At 65.5% G+C, this 19,107-nt stretch carries 20 protein-coding genes and 1 tRNA gene; 15 read left to right on the forward strand and 6 right to left on the reverse strand.

The genetic code is table 11. From position 1 onward, the window contains the following. Positions 1-268: 268 nt before the first annotated feature. The 6 genes from BLQ14_RS09555 to BLQ14_RS09575 all read left to right on the forward strand — a co-directional run bounded on the left by BLQ14_RS09555 (position 269) and on the right by BLQ14_RS09575 (position 4,119). Positions 269-682 (forward strand): helix-turn-helix domain-containing protein, encoded by a 414-nt coding sequence (locus tag BLQ14_RS09555; RefSeq protein ID WP_170068453.1) that lies wholly within the window; start codon positions 269-271, stop codon positions 680-682. A gap of 180 nt (positions 683-862) precedes the next feature. Next, positions 863-1,462, forward strand: a complete 600-nt coding sequence (locus tag BLQ14_RS15485) for a hypothetical protein (RefSeq protein WP_092500339.1) — start codon at positions 863-865, stop codon at positions 1,460-1,462. Between the two features lie 39 nt (positions 1,463-1,501). Next, positions 1,502-1,648: a hypothetical protein gene (locus tag BLQ14_RS15415; RefSeq protein WP_170068451.1), complete on the forward strand. Its 147-nt coding sequence runs from the start codon at positions 1,502-1,504 to the stop codon at positions 1,646-1,648. After that, positions 1,641-1,832, forward strand: a complete 192-nt coding sequence (locus tag BLQ14_RS09565; RefSeq protein WP_092500340.1) for a hypothetical protein — start codon at positions 1,641-1,643, stop codon at positions 1,830-1,832. The genes BLQ14_RS15415 and BLQ14_RS09565 overlap by 8 nt, the downstream gene beginning before the upstream one ends. Before the next feature lie 12 nt (positions 1,833-1,844). Beyond that, the gene (locus BLQ14_RS09570) at positions 1,845-2,861 is read left to right on the forward strand and encodes a tyrosine-type recombinase/integrase (protein WP_092500341.1); all 1,017 of its coding nucleotides are present in this window, start codon (positions 1,845-1,847) and stop codon (positions 2,859-2,861) included. A gap of 232 nt (positions 2,862-3,093) precedes the next feature. Beyond that, positions 3,094-4,119: a DNA cytosine methyltransferase gene (locus BLQ14_RS09575; RefSeq protein WP_245657078.1), complete on the forward strand. Its 1,026-nt coding sequence runs from the start codon at positions 3,094-3,096 to the stop codon at positions 4,117-4,119. Here the strand turns inward: BLQ14_RS09575 and BLQ14_RS09580 are convergent. Then, positions 4,079-4,507: a very short patch repair endonuclease gene (locus tag BLQ14_RS09580; RefSeq protein ID WP_342670240.1), complete on the reverse strand. Its 429-nt coding sequence runs from the start codon at positions 4,505-4,507 to the stop codon at positions 4,079-4,081. The two genes, BLQ14_RS09575 and BLQ14_RS09580, sit on opposite strands and share 41 nt — an antisense overlap. Beyond that, positions 4,488-6,506, reverse strand: coding sequence for a BbrUII/HgiDII family restriction enzyme (locus BLQ14_RS09585; RefSeq protein ID WP_092500344.1), 2,019 nt, complete (start codon positions 6,504-6,506; stop codon positions 4,488-4,490). Before BLQ14_RS09585 ends, BLQ14_RS09580 begins: the two co-directional genes overlap by 20 nt. A gap of 197 nt (positions 6,507-6,703) precedes the next feature. Between BLQ14_RS09585 and BLQ14_RS09590 the strand changes: the two genes are divergently transcribed. Further along, positions 6,704-7,153, forward strand: coding sequence for a very short patch repair endonuclease (locus BLQ14_RS09590; protein ID WP_092500345.1), 450 nt, complete (start codon positions 6,704-6,706; stop codon positions 7,151-7,153). Here BLQ14_RS09590 and BLQ14_RS09595 read toward each other — a convergent pair. The 4 genes from BLQ14_RS09595 to BLQ14_RS09610 all read right to left on the reverse strand — a co-directional run bounded on the left by BLQ14_RS09595 (position 7,086) and on the right by BLQ14_RS09610 (position 10,934). Further along, positions 7,086-8,270: a type II restriction endonuclease gene (locus tag BLQ14_RS09595; RefSeq protein ID WP_245657059.1), complete on the reverse strand. Its 1,185-nt coding sequence runs from the start codon at positions 8,268-8,270 to the stop codon at positions 7,086-7,088. The two genes, BLQ14_RS09590 and BLQ14_RS09595, sit on opposite strands and share 68 nt — an antisense overlap. Positions 8,271-8,340: 70 nt before the next feature. Next, positions 8,341-9,591: a DNA (cytosine-5-)-methyltransferase gene (gene dcm, locus BLQ14_RS09600; RefSeq protein ID WP_092500347.1), complete on the reverse strand. Its 1,251-nt coding sequence runs from the start codon at positions 9,589-9,591 to the stop codon at positions 8,341-8,343. 205 nt (positions 9,592-9,796) lie between these two features. Beyond that, positions 9,797-9,873: transfer RNA gene (locus tag BLQ14_RS09605), tRNA-Met, on the reverse strand. Between the two features lie 68 nt (positions 9,874-9,941). Continuing rightward, entirely contained in the window at positions 9,942-10,934 is a 993-nt protein-coding gene (locus tag BLQ14_RS09610; RefSeq protein ID WP_092500348.1) for a 2-hydroxyacid dehydrogenase, read from the reverse strand. Positions 10,935-11,037: 103 nt separating this feature from the next. Between BLQ14_RS09610 and BLQ14_RS09615 the strand changes: the two genes are divergently transcribed. The 8 genes from BLQ14_RS09615 (at position 11,038) to BLQ14_RS09650 (ending at position 19,107) form a co-directional block, all read left to right on the forward strand. Next, positions 11,038-11,799: an SDR family oxidoreductase gene (locus BLQ14_RS09615; protein ID WP_092500349.1), complete on the forward strand. Its 762-nt coding sequence runs from the start codon at positions 11,038-11,040 to the stop codon at positions 11,797-11,799. After that, entirely contained in the window at positions 11,796-12,704 is a 909-nt protein-coding gene (locus BLQ14_RS09620; RefSeq protein ID WP_281220851.1) for an NAD(P)-dependent oxidoreductase, read from the forward strand. Before BLQ14_RS09615 ends, BLQ14_RS09620 begins: the two co-directional genes overlap by 4 nt. 217 nt (positions 12,705-12,921) lie before the next feature. Further along, positions 12,922-13,935, forward strand: coding sequence for a TRAP transporter substrate-binding protein (locus tag BLQ14_RS09625; RefSeq protein WP_092500351.1), 1,014 nt, complete (start codon positions 12,922-12,924; stop codon positions 13,933-13,935). 114 nt (positions 13,936-14,049) lie between these two features. After that, positions 14,050-14,874 (forward strand): TRAP transporter small permease subunit, encoded by an 825-nt coding sequence (locus BLQ14_RS09630; RefSeq protein ID WP_245657061.1) that lies wholly within the window; start codon positions 14,050-14,052, stop codon positions 14,872-14,874. Further along, positions 14,874-16,646, forward strand: a complete 1,773-nt coding sequence (locus BLQ14_RS09635; RefSeq protein WP_092500352.1) for a TRAP transporter large permease — start codon at positions 14,874-14,876, stop codon at positions 16,644-16,646. Before BLQ14_RS09630 ends, BLQ14_RS09635 begins: the two co-directional genes overlap by 1 nt. Positions 16,647-16,660: 14 nt before the next feature. After that, positions 16,661-17,518, forward strand: coding sequence for a shikimate dehydrogenase family protein (locus BLQ14_RS09640; RefSeq protein WP_092500353.1), 858 nt, complete (start codon positions 16,661-16,663; stop codon positions 17,516-17,518). Positions 17,519-17,549: 31 nt separating this feature from the next. Further along, positions 17,550-18,500 carry a sugar kinase gene (locus BLQ14_RS09645; RefSeq protein WP_245657063.1) on the forward strand — a complete coding sequence of 317 codons (951 nt, stop codon included), beginning with the start codon at positions 17,550-17,552 and terminating at the stop codon, positions 18,498-18,500. A gap of 7 nt (positions 18,501-18,507) precedes the next feature. Next, positions 18,508-19,107: a LysE family translocator gene (locus BLQ14_RS09650; RefSeq protein WP_092500354.1), complete on the forward strand. Its 600-nt coding sequence runs from the start codon at positions 18,508-18,510 to the stop codon at positions 19,105-19,107.

A 19,107-nucleotide genomic window follows, 5' to 3' on the forward strand; every position in this document is an offset into this window, starting at 1 on the left:
TGCCTGCCAATCGATCATCCAGCGGCTTCCCTTCTCACCGCATGGGCCGCGACGAGATCGTCAGCGGTGACCGCCAAGCCTCTCCGCTTGGCTCCCGCCAGCAACGCTTTCCAGTAACGAGCCGGCACCGACCCGCGTTGAAACCACCTGTGGACGGCCACGATCGAAAGGGTCTCATCCGCAACGCGAGCGTCCTCCCAGACCGATGCGCGGTCCGGCCACAGCCGCAAAATTCCGATCACCCGGCTCTTCGACATGCTCCAACAAAATGACCGAATCGGTCACCTGTCAACATGCCAAAGCGGAAATTGCCTCAAGGCCACAGCCGGAGCACGGTAAGCACATGCTCAAGACAGACAACGCGCGCCTTAGTGACCATACGAGACATCAGATGAGCCCCGAGCAGATCGGGCGCCGGCTCGCGCTGCTGCGCCGCGCACTGGGGTTGCGGCCATCGGAAATGGCGGACCTTCTCGGTATTCCGCGCACCTACTGGTCGCGCTTCGAGGGTGGCAAACGGGCGATATCAGACACCGTGGCGGCACTTCTTGTCGAAAAATTCGGTGTTACACTCGATTTCATCATCCTCGGTCGGTGGGATAAACTCCCACTCGACCTCGCTGAGCGGATGCGTGAAATCGAGCGCTCCGACCAAGCCTCCTCACTGCCGAAGAACAGCTGATCCAGGCTCTCGCCCGTAGTCTCCGCCAAAAGCGCCAGCAGCAGCAACCGCGGATTCGATGACCAGAACCGCATACGAGACTCCCTCTTGCACGTTTCCCGCATTGAGTGTGGAGGTGCGTATCCGCGCGATCAACAGGCCGGAGCAGAGTGACCAAATAGGTCATTTATTGCATTGACGATGACCGATTTGGTCATTACGCTGCGTTCAGATCAGATCACAGGCGCAGCCATGTACCCGCAGCACACCCTACCCGCCGAGCCTGTCCACATCATCGCCAACCCACAGCGCTACAGGGACCGGCCCGAGCTGATCGTCCTTGCCTGGGCCGCGCTCCTGACCGCGCGTGGCACACGCATGCGGCAGTCCCGAATCCTCCCTGCCTGCGGCATGAACCGCAGCGACCGGGCGGCGCTCTCAACCGCCGCCCCACCTGCCGGCCGGGAGCCCAGTTTCCCACACCACTCACGGATCCCGGCCGGCCTCTGTTCAGGAGGCACAATGCAACCGATCGACCGGATCAGGCAGAATACCCTCAGTGCCCCGAATTGCACCTTCTGGTGCGGAGATCCCGTCTTCTTCCGGCGCGGTCCCGCAGCGCCCGAGGAAAGGGGGCGCGTGGTCGGCCGTACCTTGGGCCCGCGACCGACCTACGACATCGAGACCGGCGACGGAACCCTTGTCCCTGGTGTCGCGATAGTGCGGCTCGACGAGGAGACGCTCACCGCCCAGCGCGCGGCACAGACGCTGGATGGCGAGGCAGCCAATGGCGGATCGTGAATTCAGCCGCGCCGAGCCGCCGCTCTCGACGAAGCACGAATGCGCCAGCGCGTCTACCGGCGCTGGATCGCACACGGCCGGATCACCGAGACCGAAGCCGAATACCGGATTGCGATCATGAAATCCATTGCAGCCGACTATGCCGAGCCGGAGGCGCCGAACCTGTTCGGAGACCATGATGAGTGAACGGACGATTCTCCGCGCAAGCCAGATCGAAGCCGCCGTGCGGGCGGCAATGCGCGCCGGGCTCAGCCGCGTCCGCGTCGTCGTTGACTACCGCGCCGGCCGCATTGAGATAGACGGCGCCCCTGACGAGGATCTGGCCGGACCGCCGTCCTTCGATTTCGTCGACTTCCGGGCCCGGCAATAGACCCCGCCTGAAATGAAGCGCCACGCACCGCCATACGTCTACCGCCGCACCGCCAAGGGCCGCACCTACTGGTACTATGAGCGCGGAGGCGTCCGCGTCCCCATGCCGCCGCCCGATCACCCCGATTTCCCCGAGAAATACGCACTCGCCAGACGCGGCACGCCGCTGAAGCCCGCGCCGAACCGGCGCACCTTCCGCCGACTGATCGAGGACTACCGCGCCTCAGCGCGCTGGGCGAAGCTCGCGCCGCGCACACGCCGCGACTACGAGCGCGTGCTTCTGTGGGCCATCGACAGGATCGGCGAGCTCGACCCCGCGAAGATGGAGCGCCGCCACGTGCTCCGCGCCCGCGACGAAAACCGCGACCGCATGCGCTTTGCGAATTACATCGTGCAGGTTCTGAGCGTTCTGTTCGAGCAGGCCATCGACCAGGGCTGGATGACCCACAACCCCGCGCGCGGGATCCCGATGCTCAAGAAGAAGGGCGACGGACCGCACCGCCCGTGGCCACAAGACAAGCTCGAGGCCTTCGCCGCCGCCGCTGAGCCAGACACAATCGCACGCACGGCCATGGAGCTCTGCATCGGCACCGGCCAGCGGATCGGCGACGTCCTGAAAATGCGCTGGTCCGATATCCGCGACGGCGGCATCGAAGTCCGGCAGGGCAAGACCGGCAGCCGCCTGTGGATCCCCTTCACGCCACGCCTCGCCGCCTACCTCGCGCGTCTGCCCCGCCGCGGGATGACGATCGTCTGCGGTCGCGACGGCCGGCCTGTCACCTACCACTACGCCGCAGCCGAAATCCGTCGCATCAGAGACCGCATCGGCGCGCTCGACTACACGATCCATGGATGGCGCTACACCGCCGCCGCCGAGCTCGCCGCAGCGGGTTGTTCCGACGATGAGATTCAGGCGATCACGGGCCACAAGGCTCTGGCGATGGTCGCGAAGTATGCCGGGCCGAGCCGGCAGGAGGCCCGAGCGCGGGCCGCGCAGGCGCGCCGCTCTGGGCGGAAGGGCGGCGCATGACCGCTTCTCTCATAGCCTTTCACGGAATCCTTTCGGCGCGCGCTGACCTCCGAAGGATTCGATTGAAACGAGCTGGCTTCGTTGATTTTGGTCCTGAGCGTGCGGGGCGCGGCGAGCGCGAAGAAGACGGCCGGTGACCTAGAGTTTTCCGTCGGGTACCCATAGAGGCAAGTACCGCGCAGGAAGTGACAAAGGGGGCAAACGTTTGGCGGAGGGCATCGTTGCGATAGACTTGTTCTGCGGCGCCGGGGGGCTGACGCTTGGTCTCGAGCGAGCGGGTGTCAAGGTAGCTGCCGGAGTGGATCTCGACGACCGATTCCGCTGGGCCTACGAGAAGAACTCAAGGTCGTCCTTTCTGCACGCAAACGTAGCCCGATTGTCTGCGGAGGATCTCAAGCCATTCTACGCCAGAGCGCGCGTTCGCGTCCTCGCGGGCTGCGCGCCATGCCAGCCATTCTCCACATACGGCAGAACGAGATCCGCGCCGGACGATCGCTGGGCGCTGCTGAAGTCATTCGCGAGAATCGTGTCGGAGCTGCGCCCGGATGTAGTGACCATGGAGAACGTGCCCGGGCTGCGGGATCATGAAGTGTTCGATCGATTCGTCTCCTCGCTCCACGACAACGGCTATGGCGTCGGCCATGACGTGGTTGACTGTGCGAACTTCGGAGTGCCCCAGCATCGACGACGGCTGGTGCTCGTCGGCGTGCTGCAGGGACGCGCCGCGCTGCCTCGCTCGACGTCAAGCGAAGCCCCGAGCACCGTGCGCGACGCGATCGGCCATCTGTCGCCACTGCGGGCCGGCGAAACTGACCCCCGCGATCCTCTGCACGTCGCGTCCCGACTTTCGCCCCTCAATATGGCGAGGATCCGAGCCTCGCAGCCCGGCGGAACGTGGCGCGACTGGCCCGAGGACCTGCGCGCAGCTTGCCACCGGCGTGGCACTGGGCGCACCTATCCCTCCGTGTACGGAAGAATGAGGTGGGACGAACCTGCCCCGACGATCACAACTCAATGCTATGGGTTCGGCAGCGGGCGCTTCGGCCACCCCGAACAGGACAGGGCGATATCGCTGCGTGAGGCGGCTCTGCTGCAGTCCTTTCCCCCCGACTGGCAGCTATTCCCGCAGGGAACTCGGCCCATATTGAAGGCCGGCGGCACGGCGATCGGCAACGCCGTGCCACCCAAGCTAGGGGAGGCGATAGGCAGGGCCATCCTCAGGAGCGTCGAGGAAGCACCGACCGCAGCAATTTCGTGAGCCCTTCGCAGCCCACCGTTTCGCATTCCCAGATGGTGACGACATTCCAGCCCTCGGCCGTCAACGCGTGCCCATTCGCCTCGTCGCGAGCGACGTTTCGAGCGAACTTCGCCTCCCAGAACTCCGCGTTGCGTTTCGGTGACGTCGCCCTCTTGCAACCCGGATGCCGGTGCCAGAAGCAGCCGTTTACAAATATGCAGGTGCGATACCTCGGAAGCACGATATCCGGCGTGCCGGCAAGATCGCGTCTGTGAAGGCGGAACCTGTAGCCCATCGCATGCAGGCACTTCCGGACTCGCAGCTCCGGCGTCGTGTTCTTCCCTCGAACCGCGGCCATGATGTGGCTACGGGAAGGGTCGGTGCCGCCGTCAGGCATCGATGGTCCCATCCTCCGCGTGGGTCTCGCCAATCTCGATCTCTTCGTCAAAGAGGCGATCCAATGTGGCGAGCTTGTTGGTCTTCTCCATGAATTCGGAGTACGCGCGGTTGGCCTTGTCCAAGAGGTGCTCGTACGTCACGACGACGGCGGAAGGCTCGACGGTTCGCATGAGCTTCTCGGCCTTCTCACGATCCTTTTCTGGCATACCTTGGCCGACCACTACGACGATCGTGTGTCTTTCGCGGGTGGCGGCGTCCAGATATTCCTTGTAGGATTCGCACTGCTCATAGAGCTCGGTGGCCTTTGGCCTTGCGGTGTGGCGCTTGAGTTCGACAAGAACATATCCTCCTCCCGCCCGTCGCAGACGGATATCCACCCTCTTGAATTTGTCCTTGGTCGCCTCGTCGTCTGCGAAGGCGTCGCCCCCTAGAGTCCAAAGCTGCCTCTCCATTACCTCGTCGTCCGTAGCGTGGTCCCACGACGGGTCGAGCAGCCACAGGTGGTCGAAGAGATGCTTCTGAAACACCTTTTCGAGGGTGCTGTGGTCCTCAAGGAGCTTCTGAAGGTCCTTGACCGCTTGGATCCGGCCGCGAACGATGTCCCGATATGCGGCGACTTCCAGTTCGTCGTAGTTGGTCAGGATCCTAATGACCGCCTCCGGGTCTGACCGCTCTGCCGCCTCGCGAAGCTCGTCTTCGCGTCCGTTCAGTCTGATCCGCTCGAAGCCCATGACGGCCGCACGAAGAAGGGGCTTCTCGTCTTTGACCGGGAGCGCGTCCTCCGCTTCGAGTTCGGCAATGGTGCGAAGCAGGTTCGCTGCCTTGTCGCGCCATCCCTCCGGCAGGCCATCCAGCCACTCCCTCAGCTTAGGATAGCGCCGCAGCCGGTCCTCGTGCTTGTTCGCCGACCGGAGTCTCTTCCATTCCGCCTCCATCCGTCCCAGCTGCTTTCGAAGGAATTCCTGCAGCTTCGCGACGCGCTCATCGTCCTCCAGAAGCCGTTGACGGTCCGAAAGGATGATGTCGGGCTTGTCGTCGAGGTCGAGGAAGTCGGCCGCGATCTGGCCGGTGACGTAAGAGTAAAAGTGCTGCTTACCCTTCACCTTCGGAAGGACATTCTCGGCGGCGATCCGCCCCCTGGCGAAGATTGGCAGCGCATTGGCCTCCCCGCCGATCGGGCGCCTGGTGGTCGCGATCCAGCCCTCGACCTTCCAGTCATTCGGCCAGTCCTCCTCCCTGCCGGGGAACGCGAAGGTTTCCAAAGAGGCAGCCGCGGCCGGGAGAGGCACCTCCACGCCTTCAGTCTTCCACAGGAATTCGATGTCTTCGAGATCCTTCCGATCCGACTGATCGATCTTTTGTCCGTTCACCAAAACCGAGAAGTCGCTCCCAAAGAGGACGGCAAAACGGCGGGCGAGCGCGCGGCGAATGTTGTCGATTCCGGTCGCCCGCACCCTGTGCGCCCGTAGGCCTTGCAGAATCAGCCTCGTGCCATGCGGGGTTGGCGCGTCTTCTGCCGGTTCGGCAGGCAGTTCGAATTCCGGCACCTCCGCGCCCTTCCGCGCGGTTCTACGGATTTCGGCCACGTTCATGAGGAAGCCGACCGGTGCGGACCCCTCCCTTCTCGTCGCGATCCGGATCTGATCGGCGATGCTCATGAGAGAGAGCTTGCCGAGGCCCTTGCGCCCCATCACCTTCCTGCCGCCGGGCGTACGGTCGCCTTCGTTCCGGCGCTGGTATCCGATCGTGAGGAACCGGTCCTGGACGGCTTCGCGATCCATGCCGTGGCCGTCGTCCTCTATGACCAGCTTCTGCGCATCGCGGAAGTTATCTGCAAGTCCGTTCTCGCCGCAAATGTAGATGGACACTTGGCTCGCGTCCGCGTCCCACGCGTTGGCCACGGCCTCTGTGAGCACGGCAGCCACGTTGCTGTAGAGCCCGTCAGACAGATGATCGAAGATCGATAGCTGAACGCGAAACTGGAACCTGTCGTCGTTGGAAGCATGCATCCTGCGCGCCACCGCTTGCTGCCTCAAGGCTTCGCCACTCTAATTGCACGATGATGTCGCGACAATCGTCCCGCGAGACATTATCCGGAAATTCGCCCGGCATCCGCACGCCGTCCCGAAAGTGAAGGATGAGCCGAGGATCCAACCCTTCTCCGGCGAGCTTGCCGACTCCTCCAATGGGCGGTTAACGGTTCAGCATGGACCGCCTGACCCCCGCCGCCCGCTCCGAAAACATGTCGCGGATCCGGAGCCGTGATACGAAACCGGAGCTGCGCGTCCGGAAGGCACTTCATGCAATGGGCTTCCGCTTCCGATTGCACCGCCGCGATCTGCCAGGTCGGCCGGACATCGTCCTGCCGAAGCATCGCACCGTGGTGTTCGTCCACGGATGTTTCTGGCACCGTCATTCGGGCTGCCCCAACGCCGCGGAGCCCAAGACCCGCGCGGAATTCTGGCGCCGGAAATTCGAGGCCAACGTGGCGAGAGACGCCAAGGCGCGGGCGGAGCTCGAACGTGCAGGATGGAAGGTCGTGGTGATATGGGAGTGCGAGACCGGGAACCCCGAGACGCTCGAGCGCGTCATCCGGGAGCGTCTGCCCGCGCCTGCCGTTCGCGCACCAGCCCGAGAAAATCGTGGAACCGCATGAGCCAGCCCTCCGCGGTGCGGTCGTAGGCCGCGTGCAGACTTTGCGGAACCACGAGGCGCAGGCTGTTGCGCCGCATCTCGTCCATCTGGTGGACGGAGACGCCGGCCTGCAGGGTCAGGAGGTGCTTCTCCGGTATCCGCTCCGCCTCGGCCAGCACCTGCCGCCAGCGATCCTTCAGCGTCGACTTCACGCCGAGCATCGTCAGCAGCCGCGCATCGAAGGCCCGATCGTGGTACTCGCGCGCGCCCGGAAACAGAAAGTCCGGACGCGACCTGCCCTCGGTGGACGCGCCGCGGTCGTAGCGCAGGCGCCACGCGCGGATTGCCTCCTCGACGTGGTGCTCGAGCGAAAGGCCCATCCGCGACTTGCGCCGGTTGAGGAAGGAAAGCGCCATCTTCAGTAGTCCTTCGACATCCGGATCGCCGCCGGCGCTCCAGTGTTCCGGCAGGTGCATGACGAACCAGCTGCGCTCGAGACGCCGGAAGAGCGCTTCCTCGAAGTCCAGCCATGCCATCAGCGCGCCGTCCGGATCCTCCCGCGGATCAGGCGCCTCCGCTTCCGCGCGCGCCAGACCGGAAACCACGCTTGTGGAGGGGAAGCTGCCGCCGGAGGCCCGAAGCAGGTTTTCGGCCAGCTCGTCCAGCCGTCCCTCCTCCGGGCTGCCGGCATCGATCCCGAGCTCGTCGAGAATGAACCGTGCGGCGAAGTCGAGCTCACGGTCGCTGTGCGCGATATCCTGGAACAGGAAGCCGCTCCCGACCTCGTCCCCGACGTCGAACAGCCAAAGGATGCCCGGCTCGAGCTGCGAGCCGGCCGGGACGACGACAACGAGAAGCTCGCCGTCCGGTCGCCTGGCGATGAGCAGAAGGTCGCCTTCCGACGCCAGCTCCATGACCTCGTTGGACGGGAAGTACAGTCGCCATTCCGAGCGCGTGGGATGCCGTTCGCGCGCGTCGTACCATGTCAAAAAGCCGTCGGCCGAGAGGCCTTCGTTCTCGCCTCCCAGCCAGATGAATTTCGCGGGCATGCGTTCACGCCGCTCCGTGCCGAGCAAGCGCCGCAGCGCCAGCGTGCCATTGAACTCATGCTGATTCGAGGCAGCCGGCTCCGCCTCCACCGCGGCAAGCCGCTTGACCGCGACGCCCGTGAACAGACGGGAAAGGCGCTCCCTCCGCACGCCCCGCCCTCTATTCCGCAGCGACGCCCGCCGGGTGACGGCTGACCGCTCCGGCGAGGGATGCGATGGTCGGCTCCATGTGCCGGGCAACGGCCTCGACGACCGGAACGACAACCGCGTTTCCGAACTGCCGGTAGGCTTGGGTGTCGGAGACGGGAATGACGAAGTCCGCGCGGCCGGGCCGCTCGAAACCCATCAGCCGGGCGCATTCGCGCGGCGTCAGACGCCGCGGATTTCGGCCGTGGCCCTGCGGCACGAGGATCTCCGAGCCGTCCTTGTAGTAGCGGGCCGAAAGGGTTCGGGCCACGTCATCGGGCCCTGCGAGGCCGAAACCGAAGCCGTTCCCACGGCGCCGGTGCTTCTCAGCATAGTCCTGCAGGTAGCGCCACAGCTTGTCCGAGAGAGTGTATTTCGGGAGCACGCGGCCGGCGTCATCCAGGTAGGCGGGGTCACGGGGCTCGGTGCCATCCTCGGCATGCAGGATCGTGCGGAGCTTCGGTCCCGCTGCCGGATCCGGAACCGCCATTTGCGAAAGGTCCACAGGCGCCGCCAGATCGCGCCGGACGCCGGCGATGAAGATGCGCTCGCGGTGCTGCGGCACGAACCCCTTGGCGTCTATCACCCGCCAAGAGACGTCGTAACCGAGCTCGCGCTCGAGGGTCCGCATGATCACGCTGAACGTGCGGCCGCGGTCGTGGCTCGTCAGGTTCTTGACGTTCTCGAGAAGGAACGCGGCCGGCCGGTGGTGGGCGATGATGCGGGCGACGTCGAAGAACAGCGTGCCCTGCGTGTCGCAGGCAAAGCCGTGAGCGCGGCCGAGCGCATTCTTCTTGCTGACGCCCGCTATGGAGAAGGGCTGGCACGGAAAACCGGCGAGAAGGACGTCATGCGCAGGGATTTCCTCAGCCCCGACCGCCCGGATGTCGCCGGCGAACACATGGTCGGGACCGTCGCGGAAGTTTGCCCGGTAGGTCGCCTGCGCATGCCTGTCCCACTCCGAGGTGAACACGCAGCGACCGCCGATCGCCTCGAAGCCGAGGCGCAGGCCACCGATGCCGGCGAACAGGTCGATGAACCGGAAACGCTCGGGGCGCGGGGCGGGCATACCGGCGATCTTCTCGAGCGCTCTCAGGACGTGCGCGGGCGCGCGGGCCTCGCCGTTCTCCCAGCGGTAGGCGGAGCTCTTTGAGACACCCAGCCTCGCTGCGGCTTCGGGAACTGACACGGCTGCGGCTCTGCGCAGTCTGGAGAAGTCGCTCATGGTTCCTGCCCTGGGTCAGTTTTTCCCACATTGGCATGGGAACAATGACCGAACAAGGTCTAACCTGAGATGAACGGGATTCCGGGTCAGGACAGAACAGGAACGGAACGGGAAAGTTGAAAACCGTTTTGAAAACCGCCTTCGGGCCGGCAGCGGCAAGAAGGCAGGCGAAGCGGAATCAGGCAGGAAAATCAGAGGGTAAGCCTGGTAGCGGAGGAGGGACTCGAACCCCCGACACGCGGATTATGATTCCGCTGCTCTAACCAACTGAGCTACTCCGCCAGCGCGGCAGGGAGGTAAGCGAGTCCGCCGCGCTCGTCAAGCAAAATCCATGCCCCGCCCGGCACCTCCTAGGCCAGCGTGCGCGCGGCGATCCGGGCGATGCCGCGGCATTCGGGAACCGGCGTGAGAACCGTGCCGTCGCGGAAGAAGCTCGAGAGGTTGTCGCAGGTGAGATCACCCATCGCCTGTCGCGTCTCCACCGTCGCCGAGCCGATGTGCGGCGTGAGCACGACGTTCTCCATGGCCTTCAGCGCATCGGGGATGTGCGGCTCCTTCTCGAACACGTCGAGACCCGCGCCTCCGAGAGCCCCGCGCTGGAGGGCGTCGATCAGCGCCGCCTCGTCCACCACCGAGCCGCGCGAGACATTCACGAGGATTCCCTCAGGCCCCAGCGCCTCGATGACATCGGCATTGACAAGATGCCGCGTCTCCGCCCCGCCAGGGGTGATCACGAACAGCACCTCGGTCCCGCGTGCAAGCTCGACCGGCGTGGCGGCGTAGCTCCAGGGCACATCCTTGGGTGCGCGGCTGTGGTAGCTCACCCTGGCGTCGAATGCCTCCGCCCGGCGTGCGATCGTCTCTCCGATCCGGCCGAGACCCAGGATGCCCACCCGCCGGCCCTGCACCGAGTGGGTGAGCGCAGGCGCGCCCTCTCGCTCCCAGCGGCCCGAACGCGCCCAGTTGTCCATCACCACCAGGCGCCGGGCCACCGCGAGCCAGAGCATGATGGCGGTATTGGCAACCTCGTCATTGAGCACGTCAGGGGTGTGGGTCACGACAATGCCCCGCGCTGCGGCCGCCTTTGCGTCGATGGCGTCGTAGCCGACGCCGAAGCTTGAGATGATGCGCAGGTTCGGCAGCGCCGCCATCAGCTCCGGGGGGACTCCCCAGTGCCCGTCGGTCGCCACGGCTTCGATCTCGGGGGCATGGGCGGCGATGAAGGCGTCACGGTCAGGCTGTCTGAACAGCTCATGCACGGTGAACTCCGCCTTGAACCGCTCCATCATCCGCTCGGTGACGTTGCCGATCACCAGAAGCCCGGGCTTCCTCTCGCCTGCCATGCGCGTTTCTCCCTCCCGTCTGCCTGTTCCATGCCCTAGCCGAAGCGTGGGTGGAATCCTAGTGTGGGAAGAGGGGTTTGTGACGGAGGCAAGGGAGGAGCCGATGAGCAGGCTTTTCGATCTGACGGGCCGGCGCGCGCTGGTGACGGGGGCGAGCTCGGGGCTGGGGCTGGCCATTGCGCGCGGACTGGCCGAGCATGGGGCACATGTGGTGCTGAATGCGCGCAACGCCGAGCGTCTCGCGGCCGCCACCGAGTCGCTGAGGGCGGACCGGCTGTCGGCAAGCGCCGCGGCCTTCGACGTCACCAATCCGGCGGAGGTGGCCGAGGCGGTGGCCGATATCGAATCTCGCGGCGCCATCGACATTCTGATCAACAACGCCGGTATCCAGCACCGTGCCCCGCTGGAGGAGTTTCCGGAGGAAAAGTGGCAGGAGCTCTTCGATACGAACGTACGCGGCGTCTTTCTGGTGGCGCGGGAAGTGGCGCGCGCGATGATCCGTCGTGGACGGGGCAAGATCGTGAACATTGCCTCGGTGATGTCTGAGCTCGCCCGCCCGGGGGTGGCGCCCTACACCGCGACGAAGGGCGCCATCCGCAATCTCACCCGGGGAATGGCCGCGGACTGGGCGCGGCATGGGCTGCAGGTCAACGCCATCGCGCCGGGCTATTTCCGCACCCCGCTGAATGCCGCTCTGATCGAGGACGAGGCGTTTTGCGCCTGGCTCGAGTCGCGTACCCCTGCCGGCCGCTGGGGCGAACCGCACGAGCTTGTGGGCGCGGCGGTGTTCCTTTCGAGCGATGCCTCTTCCTTTGTCAACGGTCAGGTGATCTATGTCGACGGCGGCATTACCGCCACCGTCTGAGGGGGAGAGCGAAGCACATGACCGACAATCCGACCATTGCCTTTCTCGGCACCGGACTGATGGGCATGCCCATGGCGCGCAATCTGCTGGCCGCTGGCTTTCCCGTGAGGGCGTGGAACCGTACTGCGGCGAAGGCCGCGCCACTGGCCGCCGATGGTGCGACGGTCTGCGCAACCCCCGCGGAGGCGGTGCAAGGGGCGGATGTGATCATCTCGATGCTTGCGGACGGGAGCGCCACTGCATCGGTGCAGGCCGACCCGGCGCTGCGGGCGGCGCTGAAACGCGGCGCGATCTGGATCGAGATGGCCTCGGTGAAGCCCGAGGAGGCGCGCAATCAGGCCACCGATCTCGCCACGCTGGGGGTGGCCCATCTCGACGCGCCGGTTTCGGGTGGCACGAAGGGGGCGGAAGCGGGAACCCTGGCCATCATGGTTGGCGGGCGCGCCGAAGACTTCGAGCGCGTCCGGGCGGTGCTGGAGGCGATGGGCAATCCGGTTCTTGTCGGCCCCTCCGGGGCAGGGGAGCTGGCCAAGCTCGCCAACCAGGCAATCGTCGGAATCACCATCGGCGCGGTCGCCGAGGCGATGTTGCTGCTCGAGCGGGGCGGTGCCGATCCTGCTGCGGTGCGGCAGGCGCTCAAGGGAGGCTTCGCCGATTCAATCATACTGCAGCAGCACGGCGCGCGGATGACCGACCGCGACTTCGCGCCGGGCGGGCCGGCGCACCTGCAGCTCAAGGATCTCGACAACGTGCTCGCGGAAGCCGCGGCCGTTGGCGCAACTCTTCCGCTCACAAGGGAAATGCGTGACCGGTTCGACCGTCTCGTAAACCGGCTTGGCGGGCGTGAGATGGACCATTCGGCACTGTTTCTGGAGCTTCTCGAGCGCCAGGCCGAGGCCGGCTGAAGCGCTCAGATCAGCCGTTGCCATCGCGCCCCGCAGCGCAATGCGCGTCCGGGCAATGCTGCGCGTGCGAAGGTCTGCGCCTCTGACATGCTACGATATGTGTGGTATATCAAGTTGTTGTTGCATTGGTCGGACCATACGTTAGGCTGCCCTTGGTGGACGCGCGCGGTGTCGCGCCGTGCGGTCCCGCAACTCGACCATCTGGGAGGAGGACATCATGACCCTTTTGAGATCCGCTGCGACGGCCGTCGGCCTTGCCGCTCTCTTCGCCGCCGGTGCGGCCAGCGCCGAGACGGTGATTCGCCTGCAGACGCACTATTCGCCGGAGCACCCCTCGGGCCAGCTCGTGGCCAAATATGTCGACAACGTCGAGACGATGTCGAACGGCGAGATCAAGTTCGAGGTGTTCTATTCCTCGTCGGTGGTGAAATCCCCCGAGACCTTTGACGCCGCGGCCACCGGCATTCTCGACTGCGACATGACCGGCGGCGGCTATCAGGTCGGCAAGAACCCCGCCTTCCAGTTCGTGGGCGACATCATGGGGGGTTATGCCACGCCCTACCAGCAGCTCAGCTGGCTCTACTACGGCGGCGGCTGGGACGCGGCCCAGGAACTGTACAACAAGTACAACATGCAGCTGATCGGCTGGTGGGTGTACGGGCAGGAGTCGCTTTCCTCCTCGAAGCCCCTGCCGGGCATCGAGGCGCTGAAGGACTGGAAGTTCCGCTCGCCGCCGGGGATGGAGACGCGCATTTTCGAGAAGCTGGGCGCCAAGCCCATCGTGATGGACTTCACCGAGATCTTCACCGCGCTCGAGACCGGCATCATCGACGGGGCGGATGCCTCGGGGCTCGCCAACAACGTCGGCCTTGGCCTCTATGACCTCGTGAAGCACGCCACCTTCCCCGGCTTCCACTCGATGCCGTCCGACCACCTCGCCTGCCGCAAGGATCTGTGGGATTCGCTCGACCCGCATCTGCAGCGCATCATGCTGGTGGCCATGGAGTCGCTGGCGCTGCACACCGCCATCTCCACCGAGGTGAAGAACAACGAAGCCGCGGTGATGCTGCGCGAGAAGGGCGTGACGCTGTGGAGCTGGTCCGAGGAGGACCTGAAGAAGTTCCGCACCGTGGCGCAGGAGACCTGGGACGAGTTCGCCACCACGCCCGAGGCGAAGGCGCTCGTGGCCAGCCACCGCGCCTGGATGAAGAAGCTCGGACTCGTCGACTGATCCGACATCCGGCCTGCAGGCCAAAGGCAACCGGCAGGCCTCCCGCAAGCGGGGGGCCTGCTTTCCGAAAGGCTGGAAGGCGGCCTTGGCCGCCTGTCGATACGGAGTGGAGAAGTGACATCCGAGGCGGCTTCCAAGGGCGTCTTGCCCGAGACCAGCAACGGCCAGTTGCGCGAATGGTTGCCCGCGGTGGGGGTGGTGGCGCTGGCGGCATGGGTGATCTGGAACATGCCCTCCTACATGCTGGTGACCATCGGCGGCAACGCCAACATGCAGGAGACCTACCGCACCGCGACATGGCTCGATTGGGTGATCCTGGCGCTGCTGCCGGTCGTCTTCATCCATGGCGTGCTGACCGTGCAGCGCAGCCACCTGGAATATGCCGAGTGGGGCGTCTTCGACCGCGTTTCCGTCTTCATCGGGCGGGTGACGATGCTGCTCGTCGTGCTCATGGTCTCGGTGATGATATTCGAGGTCGTGCTGCGCTACGTCTTCGAACGCCCAACCCTCTGGGCCAACGAGCTGACGCTGTGGATCGCCGGGTTCCTGTTTCTGTTTGCTGGCCTCTACGCGATGCAGCAGCGCAGCCACATCGCCATCTATCTCGGCTATGACTTGATGCCGCGCTGGGCGCAGCGCCTGGCGAATGTCCTGACAGTCATTTTCATCCTGCTCTTCAATGCCGCGCTGATCTGGGGGGGCTGGGGGGAGGCCAAGGCGCAGTTCCTCCGCTGGGAGACTTTCGGCACCGCGTTCGACCCGCCGATTCCGGCAACGCTTTCGCCGATGATCCTGATCGTGGTCACGCTGGTGTCGATTCAGGCGGTGTCCAATCTCATTCGTGACTGGAACCGGGAGCCGGAACATCACTCGGCGGTTGACGAGGTCGACCCCGAAGAGATCGCCGCGATCAAACGCGCGCTGGGGAGAGACGACTGATGCTCGATATCGGCACCATTTCGCTGATCCTGCTTTTCGGCATGCTGTTCCTGCTGGCCATCGGCATGCCGCTGGGTTTTGCCTCCGCCTTCCTCGCCGTCGCCGTGCTGGTGATGCGCTTCGGGCCCGACCTTCTGTTCCGTCAGTTCGGCTCGGGACCGCTCGCGATCCTCTCTAAGCGCATCTACGACCTGATGACGGATTACGTGCTCATATCGGTGCCGCTGTTCATATTCATGGCGGCGCTGCTGGAGCGCTCGGGCATCGCCAAGGAGATGTACAACTCGCTCAACGTCTGGCTGAGCCGGACACGGGGCGGCATTGCTATCGTCACCTCGATCATGGCCGTCATCATGGCGGCGATGTCGGGGATCATCGGCGGCGAGGTGGTGCTTCTGGGGCTGATCGCGCTGCCGCAGATGCTGCGCCTTGGCTACAATCAGAACCTTGCCATCGGCACGATCTGCGCCTCGGGCAGTCTCGGCACGATGATCCCGCCCTCGATCGTGCTGATCATCTACGGCCTGATCACCGAAACCTCGATCAAGGCGCTCTTCACCGCGGCCTTCCTGCCGGGCTTCATGCTCGCTTCCTTCATCATCATCTACATCATCATCCGCACCCAGCTCGATCCTGCGCAGGCGCCGCTGCCCGAGCCCGGTCCCGACGATCCGCCGAGCGGCGAAAAGACGGTGCTGTTCCTCACCTTCCTGTCGATCATCACGGCCGGCGTTTCGGCGCTCGGATTTGTGCGGGCGGTCTTCTTCACCGTCACCGGCCAGAACGTGGCGATCGAAAACGTCGATCCGATCATCTTCGGCACGCCCGACTACATCTGGAAGACGGCCCTGATTTTCATCGTGTCGCTGGCGTTGATCTTCTTCGTCTTCGGCACGCAGCGTGCCATCCGTGCATGGCAGATGGGCAAGGGGCTCGTCGCGCCGCTGGTCATCATCGGGGTGGTGCTGGGCTCGATCTACATGGGCATCACCGGCATCACCGAGGCCGCCGGCATGGGGGCGGTGGCGGTGTTCTTCATCACCGCGATCCTGCACAAGTCCTGGCCCGAATGGCGTCAGCGCCTGTGTGAGACATGGGTCTGGCTCCTGGCCGGCCTTGCAGGCGCCGTCGTGCTTGCATGGGCGCTGAGCCTGACCGGCAGGATCGGCTTTCAGGAGGCGCTGGTGGTGCTTGTCGGCATCGGCATCGTGAGCCTCGTCATGCGCCTCGAGGACATGCCGGTGATCGTGTGGGAAAGCCTGATGCGCACCCTGAAATCCACCGGCACCATCATCTGGGTGACGATCGGGGCGACCGCGCTGGCCGGCGCCTACACCATTGCCGGCGGGCCGACCTATGTGGCCAACCTCATCGTCGGCGCCGACATGCCGACCATGGGCATCATCCTTGTGATGATGGTGATCTTCCTGTTCATGGGCGCCTTCATGGATTGGGTGGGCATCGTGCTGCTCATCATCCCGGTCTTCCTGCCGATCGTGCTGCGCCTGCCGGTCGAGGAAATCGGCGTCTTCGGTCAGCTCGACCCGCGGCATGTGGCGATCTGGTTCGGGGTGGTGTTCTGCATGAACATGCAGGTCAGCTTCCTGTCACCGCCCTTCGGGCCGGCGGCCTTCTACCTCAAATCGGTGGCACCGCCGCACATCTCGCTCACCGACATCTTCAGGGGCTTCCTGCCCTTCATCGTGATCCAGATCCTCGCGCTGTCGGTGTTGCTGATCTGGCCGCCGATCGTGTCGCTGCTGCTGCCGTGAGCGTGGTGGCGCCGATGACCGGGGCCAAAACCGTGCGCACCGGCCTGATCGGTGCGCACATCGGCGCCTCGCGCTTTGCTGCGGCACTCGAGCTTCTGGCCCGGGACAACGGGCTGGAGCTCGAGTTCCGCAGCATCGACACCGCCGGACAGGAGAACTTCGACCTCTGTGCAACGCTCGCCGCCCTGGCCGCCGAGGGGCGGACGGGCACCGCAGTGACCCACCCCCACAAGCGGGCCGCGGCCGGCTGCGCGGGGATGCGGCTCGCCCCGGAGGTCGCCCGCGTGGGGGCGATCAATACCGTTCTGTTCAGTCCTGACGGGGCGATCGGCGACAACACGGACTACCTTGGCTTCCTCGGCGCATGGCGGGCGCAAATGGCTGACCGCAGCCCAGGCCGCGTCGCAATGGCCGGGGCGGGAGGCGTGGCGGCGGCGGTCGGCCATGCGCTCAAGCGGCTCGGCGCCGAGGAGATCGCCATCTGGGATCTCTCCGCCGATGCCGCGGAGTCGCTCGCGCGGGCCATTGGCGCGCCGGCGCGCGCGGTCGCTCTCGCGCAGGCCGGGCAGGCGGTCGCCGCTGCGCAGGGGCTTGTGAACTGCACACCGCTCGGCATGCATCATCATCCGGGCGACGCCTTTGCCGGAATGAGCCTTTCGGGGGCTGAATGGGCCTTTGACGCCGTCTACACGCCCACCGACACCGTCTTTCTGCAGCGCGCTGCCGCGGCGGGGCTGCGCACGATCACCGGCTTCGAGCTGTTCCGGCACATGGCGATTGCCTCGTTCGAGCGCTTCTCGGGCATCCGTGTCGAGGAGCAGGCCGCGCTTGAACGGCTCGCAGAACTCAGGCCGGCGGAGGCGGCGCCATGAGCCAACCGGCCGCACAGCGCCGGCTCTTGGGATGACGGAGCGCGAGACGAGAAGGATGGAGGCACCGTCCAACGCACCACCCAGGGTCGCCTGTATCGGCGAGGCGATGGTCGAACTCGCCCTCGACGACGTTGCGCCTGACGTCGCGCGGGTGGGCTTCGCGGGCGACACCCTCAATACCGCCGTCTACCTCAAGCGCGCCCTGCCCGAGGCGCATGTCGCCTACGTCACCCGGCTCGGAACGGACCGTTTCTCGGAGCGCATGATCTCCTTCATGCAGGCCGAGGGCCTCGCGACCGATCTCGTCGGACGCAGCCATGAGCGCGTTCCCGGCCTTTATGCGATCACCACCGACAGGGCCGGCGAGCGCTCCTTCACCTACTGGCGGGACCGTTCGGCGGCTCGTCAGCTTTTCGAGGTCGAACCGCCGGCCCTCGAGGATCTGGCCGGATTCGATCTTGTCTTCCTGTCGGCCATCAGCCTCGCCATCATGTCGGCGGAAGCGCGCGCGGCGTTGCTCGAATGGCTGCCGGCATATCGTGCCGGCGGCGGGCGCTTGGCTTTCGATTCCAACTGGCGCCCGGCGCTCTGGCCCGATCGCCCCACCGCGAGGGCCATCATCGAGGCCGCCTGGCGGCAGACCGACATCGCCCTGCCAAGCCTCGATGATGAGCTGGCGATCTTCGGTGAACGGCAGGAGGGCGAGGTGCTCGCCCGGCTTCGGGAATTCGGCGTGCGTTCGGGAGCGCTCAAGCGCGGTGCCGCGGGGCCGCTGGCGCTTGACGGAACGCCGGCCGGCCCCTTTGCACCTGCAACGCGCGTGATCGACAGCACCGCCGCCGGCGACAGCTTCAACGCCGCCTACCTGGCGGCCAGGCTTCGGGGGCTTTCCGAAGCGGAGTGTCTTGCCGCGGGTCACGCGCTTGCAGCTCGGGTGGTGGGCGCGCGCGGCGCCATATTGCCGCGCGAGGAAACGGGCTGAGCGCGGCATGCTGACCTTTGCCGCCGCGGTGTTCTTTCTCATCATCACCCCCGGTCCGGGCGTTCTTTCAACGGCCGGTGTGGGGGCCGGTTTCGGCGGCCGCGCCGGGCTGCGCTACGTGGCGGGGCTCTGCATCGGCACCAATCTCGTCGCGCTCGCCGTGGTCACGGGGCTTGCCGCGGTGATCCTCGCCGACCCGCGCATTCGCTGGGCACTCTTTGCCGCCTCGACCGCCTATCTTCTCTATCTCGCCTTTTGCATTGCCACGGCCGGCGCGCGGCTCGCCTTCATCCGCCACGCCCGCGCGCCGGGGCTCGTGAACGGGGTGATCCTGCAATTCATCAACCCCAAGGCATATGCAGTGAACACCGCGCTGTTCACCGGCTTTCCCTTCCTTGGCACCTCGTATCTGGGCGAGGTTCTGGCCAAGTTCGCGATCGTCAATGCGATCTGGCTGCCCATCCACCTTCTCTGGCTCTGGGCTGGCATCCGCCTCCATGAGCTTGATCTCAGCCCCGCCGCACACAGGGCGATCAACATCGGCATGAGCCTTGCCATGCTGGCGGTGGTGGCGCTTGCGGCGGGGGATTTTTTCGCGCGGTTCTGA

The sequence above is a fragment of the Meinhardsimonia xiamenensis genome (assembly GCF_900102905.1).
GTDB lineage: Bacteria > Pseudomonadota > Alphaproteobacteria > Rhodobacterales > Rhodobacteraceae > Meinhardsimonia > Meinhardsimonia xiamenensis.

What these genes read in the sequence shown, in the direction of transcription:
- BLQ14_RS09640 (WP_092500353.1), top strand. Translation starts at nt 16,661, where the DNA reads ATGACCGGGGCCAAAACCGTGCGCACCGGCCTGATCGGTGCGCACATC.
- BLQ14_RS15485 (WP_092500339.1), top strand. Translation starts at nt 863, where the DNA reads ATGACCGATTTGGTCATTACGCTGCGTTCAGATCAGATCACAGGCGCA.
- BLQ14_RS09610 (WP_092500348.1), bottom strand. Translation starts at nt 10,934, where the DNA reads ATGGCAGGCGAGAGGAAGCCCGGGCTTCTGGTGATCGGCAACGTCACC.
- BLQ14_RS09585 (WP_092500344.1), bottom strand. Translation starts at nt 6,506, where the DNA reads ATGCATGCTTCCAACGACGACAGGTTCCAGTTTCGCGTTCAGCTATCG.
- BLQ14_RS09645 (WP_245657063.1), top strand. Translation starts at nt 17,550, where the DNA reads ATGACGGAGCGCGAGACGAGAAGGATGGAGGCACCGTCCAACGCACCA.
- BLQ14_RS09635 (WP_092500352.1), top strand. Translation starts at nt 14,874, where the DNA reads ATGCTCGATATCGGCACCATTTCGCTGATCCTGCTTTTCGGCATGCTG.
- BLQ14_RS09590 (WP_092500345.1), top strand. Translation starts at nt 6,704, where the DNA reads ATGGACCGCCTGACCCCCGCCGCCCGCTCCGAAAACATGTCGCGGATC.
- BLQ14_RS09555 (WP_170068453.1), top strand. Translation starts at nt 269, where the DNA reads ATGACCGAATCGGTCACCTGTCAACATGCCAAAGCGGAAATTGCCTCA.
- BLQ14_RS09615 (WP_092500349.1), top strand. Translation starts at nt 11,038, where the DNA reads ATGAGCAGGCTTTTCGATCTGACGGGCCGGCGCGCGCTGGTGACGGGG.
- BLQ14_RS09650 (WP_092500354.1), top strand. Translation starts at nt 18,508, where the DNA reads ATGCTGACCTTTGCCGCCGCGGTGTTCTTTCTCATCATCACCCCCGGT.
- BLQ14_RS15415 (WP_170068451.1), top strand. Translation starts at nt 1,502, where the DNA reads ATGCGCCAGCGCGTCTACCGGCGCTGGATCGCACACGGCCGGATCACC.
- BLQ14_RS09570 (WP_092500341.1), top strand. Translation starts at nt 1,845, where the DNA reads ATGAAGCGCCACGCACCGCCATACGTCTACCGCCGCACCGCCAAGGGC.
- BLQ14_RS09565 (WP_092500340.1), top strand. Translation starts at nt 1,641, where the DNA reads ATGAGTGAACGGACGATTCTCCGCGCAAGCCAGATCGAAGCCGCCGTG.
- dcm (WP_092500347.1), bottom strand. Translation starts at nt 9,591, where the DNA reads ATGAGCGACTTCTCCAGACTGCGCAGAGCCGCAGCCGTGTCAGTTCCC.
- BLQ14_RS09625 (WP_092500351.1), top strand. Translation starts at nt 12,922, where the DNA reads ATGACCCTTTTGAGATCCGCTGCGACGGCCGTCGGCCTTGCCGCTCTC.
- BLQ14_RS09580 (WP_342670240.1), bottom strand. Translation starts at nt 4,507, where the DNA reads ATGGGACCATCGATGCCTGACGGCGGCACCGACCCTTCCCGTAGCCAC.